We start from the raw sequence: 14,579 nt of genomic DNA, 5'->3' as shown, positions 1-14,579 counted from the left end.
ATTTCTAAAAAAATTTTTTAAATTTAATTTCTTTAATAATTAATATCTTACTTATAAATTAAATAATAGGAACAATTATCATTTGCAAATTTAGAAAATCGCCGTATAATACAACCCATCGAAACAAAACAACCGCACAACAGAATGAAAGGAGAAGAAAATGCCCGAAAGTATTTTTAAGCAAGTCTCCCTTGACATTCTGAGACTGCACCAACAAGCCATCCGCTCTTTAATCGCCACCAAGTGTTGCGATGAGTGCGAAGTACACGACGCAGTATTCATTACTTTAGATGGCCGCTATTATGTTTGGCTCCCTTGCATGGGCAAATCGCCCCAATCAGAAACCGGCATCCTGCTGATTGAAGATGAAGACGGCAATACGCGTTTGAGCTGGGTTGCCGGTACACGCGAAGTCAAACAAAAAGACAGTCTGTACAACCGCGTTGTTTCCGCCCTGCAAAGAAAAATGCAGCGCACGAAAAACAAGTTTATCCAATCGGCAAACGCACGATTGCTTGAGCTAACGCCTCAGCAAGGCCGTCTGACGACAAACAGCAAAGATTTTTCGCTTTCACCACATGACTTGATGAAAGCACTTTATCCGGCAACACATCAAATAGGAGAATTTGCCCTGTAACAGTTTTTGGTAGTGGTTTGTGTTCCTTTTGCGCCCCTTAACATTTTAAAGGGGCGATTTTTTTGCCCCTACTTTTCAGACAGCCTCAAAACCGGTTTTCCAGTACAATAAAGGCCGTCTGAACATTTCCTACTTTTCAACCAACCATGCAACTGCTCAAATACATCCAATCGCAAGGCCTCGGCAGCCGCAAGCAATGCCAATGGCTGATAGACAATGACTGCATTGCCATTAACGGCGAAATTCATAATCGTGCCAAAGACAATATCGACCCGTCTCAAGTGCACACCCTGTCTGTTGACGGCGAAGAAATTGCCGCCGTCCCCATGCCCTATTTCTACATTCTGCTTCATAAACCTGCAGATTACGAAACTTCGCACAAACCCCAGCAATATCCAAGCATCTTCAGTCTGTTTCCCGACCACATGCGCAATATCGATATGCAGGCAGTCGGCCGCTTGGATGCAGACACAACCGGCATTATTCTTATTACCAACGACGGGCAATTTAACCATCGCGTTACCTCGCCCAAACACAAAGTTCCGAAGCTCTACCGTGTCACTTTGAAACATCCTGCCGACGATACCCTTTGCACTACGCTGAAAAACGGCGTTCTCCTGCATGACGATCATGAAACCGTCGCCGCAGTCGAAGCAGTATTAGCCGCCCCAACCACATTGATGATGACCATTACCGAGGGTAAATACCATCAGGTCAAACGCATGATTGCAGCCGCAGGCAACCGTGTCGAGCAGCTCCACCGTGAGAAATTCGGCGACTGGAATGTCGATGATTTGGCCGCGGGAGAATGGAAATTTATCCAAATCTAAAAAAGTTCTAAATTTTTTCGATAAATTTTTAAACAATATGGATTTTTTATTTATTTAAAATCAAACATCTAAATCTTATCATTTTTATTTAACAGAATTTAACACTGTAAAGACTGAACTATTGTATAATTCGCCTGTCTGAGTAACACTTGCTTCGAAAGAAGTGAGTAAGTGAGTAAGACGTTTTCCCCGTAATGTGTTTGGCCATCTATACTTTCCCCTTAGTATAGATGGTTTTTTTTATCTAAAATTTGGCAATCAAGCGGGCGTACTTTCAGACGGCCTTTCTCATCTAAAGAAGCCATCATTACTAAACCTCATCTCCCACTCATTACCTTGCCATTCCTCCTTTTCTCTTTCTCGTCTCTTCCGCATCAATCTGTACCATTCCAATTTCAGACAAATCGTTTTATAGAAAGAAAAACCATCGGCGACTATCCAAGCTAAGGTTACAGGATGTTATTAGACAACCTTAGAGAAATACCATCTTTGTTGCCGACATATTTGAAAGCACACCTTAGTGCTATCCAATCTCCTCACAACAACCCTTTCCCATATCCCACTTTTCAGACGGCCTTTATCGTTACGGCTCTTTCAATCATTCGTATCGCTTCAGACAAATTCTCTGTTTGCAGGTTTCAATACCAAGCAAACCAGAGAAACCCACTAAAAATTCTTCATTACATAGTTTTTTTAACTAATTTTCTTTTCAGACTTTAGTCAAGATTCGTTAAATCTTTGCGGTAAAATGTTGTCTTTATTTTAATGCATCTGAGTATTTATGTCTTCCAATCAACCCCGTCAAACCTGGTCCAACCGTTTGACTTACATCCTTACCGTTGCCGGCGCGACTGTCGGCTTTGGTGCAACTTGGCGTTTCCCGTATTTGGTCGGTGAAAACGGCGGCGGTGCATATGTGTTTCTGTTCTGTATCGCCATGCTGGTCATCGGTATTCCGATGATTTTGGTGGAAAACGTCATCGGCCGCCGTAAAGGCGTGAACGCGCTGGATGCGTTTGGCGGCACAATGAATGGCAAACCCGTTGCCAAAGTTTGGAAATTGGTCGGCTGGATGGGCCTGCTCGGCGCATTCGGCATCATGGCCTATTACATGGTGCTCGGCGGCTGGGTTATCAGCTACATCATCAATATCATCGGCGGCAATTTGGACATTTCCAGTCCGGTTTCCGGAGAAGTCACCAAAAGCTTCTTTACCGAACACATCGAAAACAGCCCTTGGGAAATTGCGTTTTACACCTTCCTATTTGTGGTTGTGAACCAATGGATCTTGGTCAAAGGCGTGATCGGTGGTATTGAAAAAGCGGCAAAATACCTGATGCCTTTGCTGTTTTTATTCCTGATTGCCATGGTTGTGCGCAACGTTACCCTGCCGGGCGCAATGGAAGGCATCATCTTCTATCTGAAGCCTGACTTCAGCAAAATTACAGCCGAACTGTTCGTCTTCGTTTTGGGCCAAGTATTCTTCGCCTTAAGCTTGGGTTTCGGCGTGATGATTACGTTATCCAGCTATCTGGATAAAAACGAAAATCTGGTTCAGACGGCCGTGATTACCGCGATTACCAACACTTTGATTGCCGTGTTGGCCGGCTTTATGATTTTCCCTTCCCTCTTCAGCTTTGGCGTCGCCCCTAACTCCGGCCCGACGCTGGTGTTCCAAAGCCTGCCGATCGTGTTTTCCAATATGTGGGCAGGCCCGGTGTTTGCAGTGATTTTCTTCTCACTGCTTCTGATTGCCGCGCTGACGACTTCTCTGACGATTTATGAAGTGTTGATTACGACGATTCAGGAGAAAACCAAAATCCGCCGTACCGCCGCGATTACGATTGTCTTGGCCGCCATCTTCATCTTCGGCAACATTCCGTCTATTTTGAGCTACGGCCCATGGAAAGATATTTCCGTGTTTGGTAAAAACATTTTTGATGCCTTTGACTATATCAGCGGCAATATCCTGTTTATGCTGACCGCGCTCGGCTCCGCGCTGTTTGTCGGTTTCGTGATGAAGGATGAAGCGAAGGACGAATTGCTCTATAAAGGCAACCATACGACGGTCAATATTTGGTTTGCTTATGTGAAATACCTCGTGCCGTTGGTGATTCTGCTGATTTTCATCAGCAACCTGTTCTGATAAGCAAGCATATAAAAAGGCCGTCTGAAATATTCAGACGGCCTTTATTAACTATGCTTTATTCTGCCCAGTTTTTCTTCTTACTGGTTTTACCGATACCGGGGTTGAAGCTGTTGGTCGGGTCAAGTTTTTTATAGAACTGTTTCAGTTCAGGCTTGGCTTCATACAGATGACCGACGTTGTGCTCGGCAGGATATTGCGCGCCGCGTTGGTCAAGCAGATGGAGCATTTCATGTTCCAAAGCCATGCAGTCGTTGCCTTTTTTAATGATGTAGTCCTGATGGAACACATGACACATAAAATGTCCGTAATACAATTTATGGATGATTTTATTGTCGATTTCAGGCGGCAGTGTTTCAAACCAATCACGATCATCACGGCGCAAGGCGATATCGAGTGCAACCAAATCCTCTACTTCATCATCATGTACAGAACGATAGCGGATCGCGGCAGAAGCCACAGCAAAGCGATGCAGCATGGCCGCCTGCGTTTCTTCGGCATTACATTCGAAGAATGCGCCGCCATGAGTTGCAAAATATTCCTTCAAGAAAGCACGCGCTTCTTCTACGCCCTCGCCACCCATTTTTAAAATTAGGTGATGTTCATATTTATCCCGATAGTTGCGCATAGATTTCGGCAAGTGATCAGGCAAAATTTTACTGATCAGTTGCATGAATTTATCAGAGAAGTGTTTTGGTAAGAAACTTATCTTTTTGCTGAATCTATCCACACGGGCTTTCAGATCAAACAGTTTCGGAAGTTGGTGGGTACCGAACGTCTTAATGATATAAAACGTATCTTTACCATAAACGGCAGCAATATCAAAAGCATGACGATGGATATACTCTCCGGAAATAGGCAGGTTTTTAAACTCGCTCAAAGCGGCACGACGAATATCGGTCAGCTCATTAATATCATTGGTGCCGATATAGAACACGGCAGTTTGCTTTTCTTGAGGGAACGTATCCAGACGCACGGCAAATACCATCAGCTTGCCCGCGCAGCCTGAAGCCTCGTAATGGCGTGCAGGGTCGGCATTAAAACGGGCGGCAGTCGGTTCATTCACTTGGCGGACATGATCGCAGTATGCATGGTCATGCCCTTTGCCGGCATCTTGCGTAATGTCTTTTCGCTGATAATGGAAACCTTGCAAGTTGGTCAAAATTTCTTCAGGGGTTTCGCCCAAATCAATGCCCAAATGGTTGACCAGCTCCAGCTTGTCCTCTTCGTTGATTTGCGCAAACAGGGCCATTTCCGTATAAGCCGGACCACGCTGTACCAATGCACCGCCGGAGTTATTACATACGCCACCCAATACAGATGCGCCGATACAGGACGAACCAATTACAGAGTGCGGCTCACGGCCTAAAGGTTTCAGCAGCAGCTCCAATTGATTCAGGGTAGAACCGGGCAGGCAGACAACCTGTTCGTTATTGTTAATCGGCTGAATGATGTTCAGACGCATGGTATTTACAATCACGATATCGCGGTCGTAATCATTGCCGTCAGGAGTCGAGCCGCCGGTCAGGCCGGTATTGGCGGCCTGCGTAATCACGATAACATCAGCCTCAACACACGCCTGCAAGATTTGCCACATTTCCAAAACCGTACCAGGACGGACAACTGCCAGCGCCTTACCTTCGCCAAAACGGTAGCCTTGACGGTATTGTTCAGTTTTTGCCGGGTCTGTGATGATATATTTTTCGCCGACGGTTTGCGTCAGCCGACTGATTAATTGTGTAGCATTCATTGCATACTCCTTGAGAGATTAATATATTTATTAAATTGCAAGTATTGTAGTAATCCGTTCCATCAAAGTAAAGGCAAAACCCGTTTTTTAAACTCATCTTTTAAATAAACAAAAGGCCGTCTGAAAATTTCAGACGGCCTTTTGTTTTAAGCTTGAATAATCAGATTATTCGGTTGCTTTCTCTTCGCGAGCAGGAGCTTCCAGCAAAGCTTTGATAGACAGGCGTACGCGGCCGCGATCGTCTACTTCCAATGCTTTCACGTTCACAACCTGACCTACTTGCAGGTAGTCGCTGACATTGCGTACGCGCTCGTGGGCGATTTGGCTGATGTGTACCAAACCGTCTTTGCCCGGCATTACGCTGACAATCGCGCCAACGTTGTTGTCGAGGATTTTAACCACAGTACCTTCGTACACTTTGCCCACTTCCACTTCGGCAGTGATTTCTTCGATGCGTTTTTTCGCTGCATCGCCTGCTTCTTGAGTAGTCGCAGCGATAGTGATGGTACCGTCTTCAGCGATATTGATTTCAGTACCGGTTTCGGCAGTAATCGAACGAATGGTTTCACCACCTTTACCAATAACATCACGGATTTTGTCTTGGTTGATTTTCATGGTGAACAAGCGTGGCGCGTGTGCTGACAGCTCTTGTGGACCTGCAACAGCGGCTTTCATCTGATCCAAGATGTGCAAACGTGCTTCTTTGGCTTGAGCCAAAGCGATTTGCATGATTTCTTTGGTAATACCTTGGATTTTGATGTCCATTTGCAGCGCGGTCACGCCTTCGGTTGTACCGGCTACTTTAAAGTCCATATCGCCCAAGTGGTCTTCATCGCCCAAAATATCGGTCAGAACGGCAAATTTGTTATTGTCCAAAATCAGACCCATGGCGATACCGGCAACGTGTGCTTTCAAAGGCACACCGGCAGACAACAGGCTCAAGCAGCCGCCGCAGACGGAAGCCATAGAGGAAGAGCCGTTGGATTCGGTAATTTCAGAAACCACGCGCATGGTGTAGCTGAAATCTTCAGGTTCTGGCAATACGGCCAACAATGCACGTTTAGCCAAACGGCCGTGACCGATTTCACGACGTTTTGGCGCTCCTACGCGACCCACTTCGCCGGTAGAGTATGGAGGGAAGTTGTAGTGCAGCATGAAGCGGTCGGTGTATTCGCCGGACAGCGCATCAATGATCTGCTCGTCGCGTGAAGTGCCCAAAGTTGCAACCGCCAAAGCTTGGGTTTCGCCACGGGTAAACAGTGCAGAACCGTGAGTGCGCGGCAATACGCCGGTTTGAATGTTCAACGGACGAACAGTGCGGGTGTCGCGACCGTCAATACGCGGTTGGCCGTCCAAAATTTGGCTGCGGACAACATCGGCTTCCAAGTGTTTGAAAATGCCTTTGATTTCGTTGGCTGCCAAAGTGTCGGTTTCTTCGGTAATCAACGCTTCTTTTACAGCACTCCAAGCTTCGTCCAATTTGGCAGAACGCGCTTGTTTTTGACGGATTTTGAACGCTTCTTTAATGGTTTCGCCGGCAATTTCGCGTACTTTTGCAACCAATTCTTCATTGGTTTCAGGTGCTTTCCAATCCCAAACTTCCGGGTTGACTTCGTCGGCAAACTCATTGATGGCGTTAATGGCCACTTGCATTTGATCGTGACCGTAAACAACCGCACCCAACATCACTTCTTCAGACAAGATGTCGGCTTCGGATTCCACCATCAACACGGCTTTAGAAGTACCGGCAACCACCAAGTCCAATTGTGATTTGGCCAATTCGGCTTTAGTCGGGTTCAAAACGTACACGCCGTTTACATAACCCACGCGTGCCGCACCAATCGGACCAGCAAACGGTACGCCGCTCAACACCAGCGCGGCAGATGCACCCAACATTGCAGGAATGTCAGAATCAATTTCAGGGTCAACAGACACCACCATCGCTACGATTTGGATGTCGTGGTAGAAACCTTCAGGGAACAAAGGACGGATCGGACGGTCGATCAGACGGCTGGTCAGAATTTCTTTTTCGCTTTGTTTGCCTTCGCGTTTGAAGAAACCGCCGGGGATTTTACCTGCTGCGTAAGTACGCTCGAGGTAATCGACAGTCAGAGGGAAGAAGTCTTGGCCTTCTTTCACTTCTTTGTTGGTAGTCACAGCAACCAAAACAACGGTGTCGCCCATAGATACTTTAACGGCAGCAGCGGCTTGGCGAGCGATTTCGCCGGTTTCCAAAGTAACGGTTTGATTACCGTATTGGAAGGTCTTAACGTGTTTATTGAACATCATTGTTCCTTTCAAAATACCGCACTGCTAAAACACTAATAATGCACACTAAAATCCGAATGTGCATAGTTAGGGTTTCAGACCGTGCGGCAGGTTATAAACAAGCTTTCAGACGGCCTTTAAGGCGCTGAAAACAACTCTCGATTATAAAGGCAACCATCCTTAAAATCCAGTATTTATACAATAAAAAGGCCGTCTGAAACATATCTCTTTCAGACGGCCTTTAAACTTAAAAATCAATCCTGAGTCAGCAAAGTCAATGCTTCCTGATATTTTTCGACTGTTTTTTGAATCACATCGGCAGGCACTTTAGGTGCAGGCGCTTTTTTATTCCAACCGCTTTGCTCCAGCCAGTCGCGGACAAATTGTTTGTCAAAAGACGGCGGATTGGTGCCGACTTTGTATTGGTCTGCAGGCCAAAAACGGCTGGAGTCAGGCGTTAATACTTCGTCCATCAAAGTCAGCGTACCTTCTTCATCCAAACCAAATTCAAACTTGGTATCGCAAATAATAATGCCGCGAGATTTGGCATATTCGGCCGCTTCTGTATACAGCTGAATCGCTTTGGTGCGCACTTCCGCCGCCAATTCTTTTCCGATAATGCGTTCGCATTCTTCAAAGCTGATGTTTTCATCATGATCGCCAACCTCGGCTTTGGTTGATGGCGTAAAAATCACTTCAGGCAGTTGTTGCGCTTCCTGCATACCTTCAGGTAGTTGAATCCCGCAAACAGAACCTGTTTTTTGATAATCTTTCCAACCGCTGCCTGCCAGATAACCGCGCACAATAGCCTCTACTTTCACCGGAGTGAGTTTTTTAGCCACAACGGCGCGTTTTTCTAAAACTTTGGCTTCGTTTTCAGGCAAAACGTCGTAAACCGTATGGCCGGTAAAGTGGTTAGGCATGACATGAGCCAGTTTTTTAAACCAAAAATTGGAAATCTGCGTCAGAATCTCCCCTTTACCCGGAATCGGGTCATCCAAAATCACATCAAATGCAGACAGGCGGTCGGAAGCAACCATCAACATTCGCTTATCGTCAATTTCGTATAAATCGCGTACTTTGCCGGAGTAGATTTTTTTCAAGCTGATTTCAGACATTTTGGGTATCTCTTTGGTAGACAGAAGAATGCAGTATTTTAGCCCAATTTGGAATTTTTCGTCAGATTGTTTACAAAATAAAGGCCGTCTGAAACCTTATATTTTGGTTTCAGATGGCCTTAACCGTTGATTTCAGAGAAGAACCCTGAAAATCACCATCCTATCAGATTACAGAAGCTTGAGTCTGATCTTGGATTTGGTTCACAGCAGACAGAGAGTAGTAGTCGCCGTGGCCGGTTACTTGGTAAGTGCTACCGTCAGCAAACTTGAAGTTTTCAACTTTGTGATCGTTACCGGTGAACCAGTCATCGATGGTGATGCTATCGTTAGTACCGACAGAAACAGTCAGGTTAGCACCAGATTTGCTCAGCAATACGTCGGAAGCTGCAACGCCTTTACCGAACAACAGGGTGTCATTACCACTTTCTTCACGGATAGTGTCGTGACCGTAACCTTTGTCGAAGAAGTAAGTATCGTTACCGGTACCACCGATCAGGATGTCGTTGCCGACACCGCCGTCGAGGTAGTCGTTACCGTCTTTACCAACCAGGCAGTCGTCGCCGGCCAAACCATACAGATGGTTGTTGCCGCCGTTACCTTCGATGTTGTTGTTCAAAGAGTTACCAGTACCGTTCAGGTTTTGCATACCTTGCAAAATCAGGTTTTCAACGTGATCGGTCAGTGTGTAGTCAATAACGGTACGAACAGTATCGATACCGGCGTGTGCATTGCCGTACTCGATAACTTGGTCGTTGGCATTGTCAACGAAGTAAACGTCATTACCGTCGCCACCGCGCATGATGTCCGAGCCGGAACCACCGTTCAGGTAGTCGTTACCGGCACCACCTTGCAGGTAGTCTTTACCTTCTTCACCGTACAGAGAGTCACCGTCGGCATCACCGTAAATGGTGTCATTACCAGCACCGGCGTAGATTACGTCTGTACCGTTGCCACCGTAGATGATGTCTTCGCAAGCAGTACCATAGATGGTATCTTTAGCATCTGTACCGCGGATAACGTTGCCGTCTTTGCAGTCTTCAGCTCGGATGACATTACCTGGGTTTTTGTCTTCGTGACCGTATGAGTTGTTTTGGTTATGGTCGTCAACACAGTCTTTGCAGTCTGGCTCAGGTTTCGGTTCTGGCTTAGGCTCAGGTTTTGGCTCTGGCTTAGGCTCAGGTTTTGGCTCTGGCTTAGGCTCAGGTTTTGGCTCTGGCTTAGGCTCAGGTTTTGGTTGTGGTTTTGGTTCTGGTTGCGGTTCTGGTTGTGGCTCAGGTTTAGGCTCAGGTTTTGGTTGAGGCTTAGGCTGAGGTTTAGGTTGTGGTTTTGGACATGGGATCGGTTTGATTGGATCGCAGTTGTAAGGTGGGCAAACCGGAACACATTTGTAGTTAGGAGTTTTTGCCGGTGGGCAGAAAGCCGCAATAGCAGAAACCAAACCAGTTACCGCATTAACTACTGACACGCCGACGCTGGCAATGCTAGCGATGCTGCCGATAGAAACAGAAGATTTTGCTGCAGGAGCGCAGTAGTAAGAAGAGTAGGAAGCCTTAGGCGCAGGAGCGCAGTAAGAACTAACCAGGGGTCTAGTATAATACCCCCCGTAACAGTATGCCATAATAATTACTCCCAAAAGTTAATAAAATATTGGGTTGACGGAACGAGCAAATCCGCCCTTGCCCAATTATTATTTTAGTAATATTTTGCAAAATATTTACTCAAAAATATCAAACGGTAGAATTTGCCGACAAAAGGACAGAAGCTCCCCTAATTTTAAATACCATTATCCTAATAATCATAAAAACATTAACATTGATTCACAATTTCTTAACTAATATAACCGCTTAATCCATCTAGCTAAAACCTATATTTTAACTATAGTTATAGTATATTATTAAAATATTGATAAATAGTTACATTATAGATAGATAATATCGACTACTTACTCAAATACAGCCCTATTTGTATTTTGTTCTACGCTAATAATGTGAATTTGTCGTATTTACACTATAATGACACGAACACCTATTTAACAGCTATCAGAGGAGATACTCAACCATGCGTACTTTATTGACCGGAGCCAAAGGCCAGCTTGCCCGTTGTCTGCGCGACCGCCTGCCCGAAGATTGGGAACTGATTGCTACCGACTCTACTTCGCTGGACATTACTGATACCGAAGCCGTGCATCACATGATCAAAAATTTCCAACCAGATGCCATCGTTAATGCCGCAGCTTACACTGCCGTCGATAAAGCAGAAGAAAACGCAGAGGCTGCTTTTGCCGTCAACGCAAGCGCTGTTCACAACTTAGCCGCAGCTGCCCGCGCCGCACACGCCCGCTTTATTCATATTTCCACTGATTATGTATTCGACGGCGAAGGCAAACGCCCTTACCGCGAAACCGACTATACCAATCCGCGCAGCACTTACGGTCAATCCAAAGTAGCAGGCGAGCTTTTGGCTTTAGCCGCGCATCCGGAAAGTACAATCGTCCGTACTTCATGGCTGTTTAGCGAATACGGCAACAATTTCGTTAAAACCATGCTGCGCCTTGCCAAAGAACGCGATTCCCTCTCCATTGTCCACGACCAAACCGGCTGCCCGACTTATGCAGGCGACTTGGCTCATGCCATCATCAGTTTATTGCAACAGCCCACTTCCCCACGCGGTATCTTCCATTACTGTGGCAATAAATCGGCAACATGGTACGAATTTACCAAAGCCATCTTTCAGACCGCCCACCAATTAGACGACAGCTTCCGCATTCCGGAACTGAACGCAATCACCACCGAACAATACCCCCTACCCGCTCCGCGTCCGGCATACAGCATTATGGATTGCTCACGCCTAGAGACCGAATTTGGTATCAAACCGTCCGACTGGCAAAAAGCCCTACGCGAAATTCTCCGCAAAATCGACTGATAAGCTTATCCATCTATATCAAGGCCGTCTGAAAACATATTTTCAGACGGCCTCTTTGTTTCTTTTATATCAAATGCTTTATCTATCCAGTCTGTCATTTGAAAAGTGCTACAATAGCCGTTTATTTTATTTTTCAGACGGCCTGACAATATGTGCAACCATCATCCCAAACATTCACACGATAATGACACCATCCGCATCCGCGGCGCGCGTACACATAATTTGAAAAATGTCGATTTGGATATTCCGCGCCACAAGCTCGTGGTGGTAACAGGATTGTCAGGCAGCGGCAAATCGTCGCTGGCGTTTGATACTTTATATGCCGAAGGCCAACGCCGTTATGTTGAGAGCCTTTCCGCCTATGCCCGTCAATTTTTACAGATGATGGACAAACCCGATGTCGATTTGATCGAAGGTCTGTCGCCTGCAATTTCCATCGAGCAAAAATCCACCAGCCACAATCCGCGCTCCACCGTCGGTACGGTAACGGAAATTCACGACTACCTACGTCTTTTGTACGCACGCGTCGGCACACCCTACTGCCCCGAACACAAGCTGCCGCTATCCAGCCAAACCGTATCTCAGATGGTCGATGCCGTCTTGAAGCTGCCGGAAGACACGCGCGTGATGATTCTGGCGCCGGCGGTACGCGAGCGTAAGGGCGAGTTTGTCGATTTCTTTGCCGACTTGCAGGCGCAAGGCTTTGCCCGTGTACGCGTGGACGGCGAAGTCTATCAGCTTGACGAAGTGCCGAAGCTGGAAAAAAACATCAAGCACAATATCGACGTCGTCATCGACCGCGTGAAAGTGAAGGCGGACATCAAGCAACGGCTGGCAGAAAGTTTTGAAACCGCGCTGCGCCACGGCAACGAGCGCGCGCTGGCGATGGAAATGGACAGCGGCGAAGAACATTGGTTCTCCGCGCGTTTCGCCTGTCCCGTATGTTCGTACAGCCTGCCCGAATTGGAGCCGCGCCTGTTTTCCTTCAACAACCCTATGGGTTCCTGCCCGACTTGCGACGGCTTGGGCAACACCAATTTCTTCGATCCCGAAAAAGTGGTCGCCCATCCCGAATTATCCTTAGCCGCAGGCGCGATTGACGGCTGGGACAAGCGCAACCAGTTCTATTTCCAAATGATTCAGTCGCTGGCGCGGCATTACGGTTTCGACGTGCAGGCTGCTTGGGAAACGCTGCCTGAAAAAGTCAAAAAAGTCATCCTGCACGGCTCGGGCAAAGAAGTCATTGATTTCACTTACCTGTCCGAACGCGGCACTACCTTCAACCGCAGCCACGCCTTCGAAGGCATCATTCCCAATCTCGAACGCCGCTACCGCGAAACCGACAGCGAAACCGTGCGCGAAAAACTGCGCGAATACCAAAACCACCGCGCCTGCCCGAGCTGCGGCGGCGCACGTTTGCGCAAAGAAGCCCGCTACGTTTACGTCAGCGGTGAACCCTTGCACGAAGTCTCCGCCTGGCCGCTGACCAAAACCCACCAATTCTTTAAAACACTGGATTTGGACGGCAACAAAAAACAAATCGCTGAAAAAATCCTCAAAGAAATCACCGAACGTCTCGGCTTTTTGATTAATGTCGGGCTGGATTACCTGAATCTCTCCCGCTCCGCCGAAACCCTTTCCGGCGGCGAAGCCCAACGCATCCGCCTCGCCAGCCAAATCGGCAGCGGCCTGACCGGCGTGATGTACGTTTTGGACGAACCCTCCATCGGCCTGCACCAGCGCGACAACGACCGCCTGCTCGCCACCCTCAAACGCCTGCGCGATTTGGGCAACAGCGTGATTGTGGTCGAACACGACGAAGACGCCATCCGCGAAGCCGATTTCGTCGTCGATATGGGCCCCGGCGCAGGCGAACACGGAGGCAACGTATTGATTGCCGATACGCCCGAAAACGTTGCCAAATGTGAAAAATCCGTTACCGGACAATACCTCAGCGGCAAAAAATCCATTGCCGTGTCGTCTGAACGCACGCCCGTCAATCCCGAGCGAATGCTCGTCCTCAAAGGCGCGCGCGGCAACAACCTCAAAAACGTTACCCTCGAATTGCCGCTCGGTTTGATTACCTGCATCACCGGCGTATCCGGCAGCGGCAAATCCACCCTGATTAACGACACCCTCGCCAAAATCACCGCCCGCGAACTCAACCGCGCCCAAGAAGAACCCGCCCCATACGACGACATCCACGGCCTCGAACATCTCGACAAAGTCATCAACGTCGACCAATCCCCCATCGGCCGCACCCCGCGCTCCAACCCCGCCACTTACACCGGCTTGTTCACCCCCATCCGCGAACTCTTCGCCGGCGTACCCCTCTCGCGCGAACGCGGCTACAACGTCGGCAGATTCTCCTTCAACGTTAAAGGCGGCCGCTGCGAAGCCTGCCAAGGCGACGGCGTGATCAAAGTCGAAATGCACTTCCTGCCCGACGTGTACGTCCCCTGCGAAGTCTGCCACGGCAAACGCTACAATCGCGAAACCCTCGAAATCCAATACAAAGGCAAAAACATCAGCCAAGTCCTCGACATGACCGTCGAAGAAGCCCGCGAATTTTTCGACGCCGTCCCCACCGTATCGCGCAAACTGCAAACCCTGATGGACGTAGGCCTAGGCTACATCCGCCTCGGCCAGTCCGCCACCACCCTCTCCGGCGGCGAAGCCCAGCGCGTCAAACTCGCCCTAGAACTCTCCAAACGCGACACCGGTAGAACACTCTACATCCTCGACGAACCCACCACCGGCCTGCACTTCGCCGACATCGCCCTATTGCTGGAAGTGATAGGTCGTCTGAAAGGCAAAGGCAACTCGATCGTGATTATCGAGCATAATCTGGATGTGATTAAAACTGCGGATTGGATTGTGGATTTGGGGCCAGAGGGGGGCGATGGGG

Annotated in this window: 9 protein-coding genes; 5 read left to right on the top strand and 4 right to left on the bottom strand. The window is 48.0% G+C overall.

Going from position 1 to position 14,579, the window contains the following annotated elements; translation table 11 throughout:
* Window positions 1-160: 160 nt before the first annotated feature.
* The 3 genes from ACTHTK_RS00045 to ACTHTK_RS00035 all read left to right on the top strand — a co-directional run bounded on the left by ACTHTK_RS00045 (window position 161) and on the right by ACTHTK_RS00035 (window position 3,613).
* Window positions 161-637, top strand: a complete 477-nt coding sequence (locus tag ACTHTK_RS00045; RefSeq protein WP_003683363.1) for a hypothetical protein — start codon at window positions 161-163, stop codon at window positions 635-637.
* Window positions 638-783: 146 nt separating this feature from the next.
* Window positions 784-1,467, top strand: coding sequence for a 16S rRNA pseudouridine(516) synthase (locus ACTHTK_RS00040; protein ID WP_107723171.1), 684 nt, complete (start codon window positions 784-786; stop codon window positions 1,465-1,467).
* A gap of 781 nt (window positions 1,468-2,248) precedes the next feature.
* Complete coding sequence (locus ACTHTK_RS00035) at window positions 2,249-3,613, top strand: sodium-dependent transporter (protein ID WP_107723170.1); 1,365 nt, start codon at window positions 2,249-2,251, stop codon at window positions 3,611-3,613.
* A gap of 58 nt (window positions 3,614-3,671) precedes the next feature.
* Here ACTHTK_RS00035 and dld read toward each other — a convergent pair whose 3' ends face one another.
* The 4 genes from dld to ACTHTK_RS00015 all read right to left on the bottom strand — a co-directional run bounded on the left by dld (window position 3,672) and on the right by ACTHTK_RS00015 (window position 10,367).
* On the bottom strand, window positions 3,672-5,363 hold the full coding sequence (gene dld / locus ACTHTK_RS00030; protein ID WP_107723169.1) for a D-lactate dehydrogenase: 1,692 nt from the start codon (window positions 5,361-5,363) through the stop codon (window positions 3,672-3,674).
* Window positions 5,364-5,528: 165 nt separating this feature from the next.
* Entirely contained in the window at window positions 5,529-7,652 is a 2,124-nt protein-coding gene (gene pnp, locus ACTHTK_RS00025; RefSeq protein ID WP_107723168.1) for a polyribonucleotide nucleotidyltransferase, read from the bottom strand.
* A gap of 233 nt (window positions 7,653-7,885) precedes the next feature.
* Window positions 7,886-8,749: a phosphoribosylaminoimidazolesuccinocarboxamide synthase gene (locus ACTHTK_RS00020; protein WP_107723167.1), complete on the bottom strand. Its 864-nt coding sequence runs from the start codon at window positions 8,747-8,749 to the stop codon at window positions 7,886-7,888.
* 163 nt (window positions 8,750-8,912) lie between these two features.
* Window positions 8,913-10,367: a calcium-binding protein gene (locus ACTHTK_RS00015; protein WP_440378207.1), complete on the bottom strand. Its 1,455-nt coding sequence runs from the start codon at window positions 10,365-10,367 to the stop codon at window positions 8,913-8,915.
* A gap of 440 nt (window positions 10,368-10,807) precedes the next feature.
* Here ACTHTK_RS00015 and rfbD point away from each other — a divergent pair, with 440 nt between their 5' ends.
* Both rfbD and uvrA read left to right on the top strand, forming a co-directional pair.
* Window positions 10,808-11,671, top strand: coding sequence for a dTDP-4-dehydrorhamnose reductase (rfbD, locus tag ACTHTK_RS00010; protein ID WP_440378206.1), 864 nt, complete (start codon window positions 10,808-10,810; stop codon window positions 11,669-11,671).
* A 150-nt stretch (window positions 11,672-11,821) separates the two neighbouring features.
* Window positions 11,822-14,579: excinuclease ABC subunit UvrA (uvrA, locus tag ACTHTK_RS00005; RefSeq protein WP_440379740.1), on the top strand; the 2,758-nt coding region annotated here is incomplete at its 3' end.

The organism is Neisseria sp. P0006.S009, assembly GCF_051962915.1.
GTDB classification, from domain to species: domain Bacteria; phylum Pseudomonadota; class Gammaproteobacteria; order Burkholderiales; family Neisseriaceae; genus Neisseria; species Neisseria subflava_E.
This window is presented reverse-complemented; position numbering and strand designations above follow the sequence as displayed.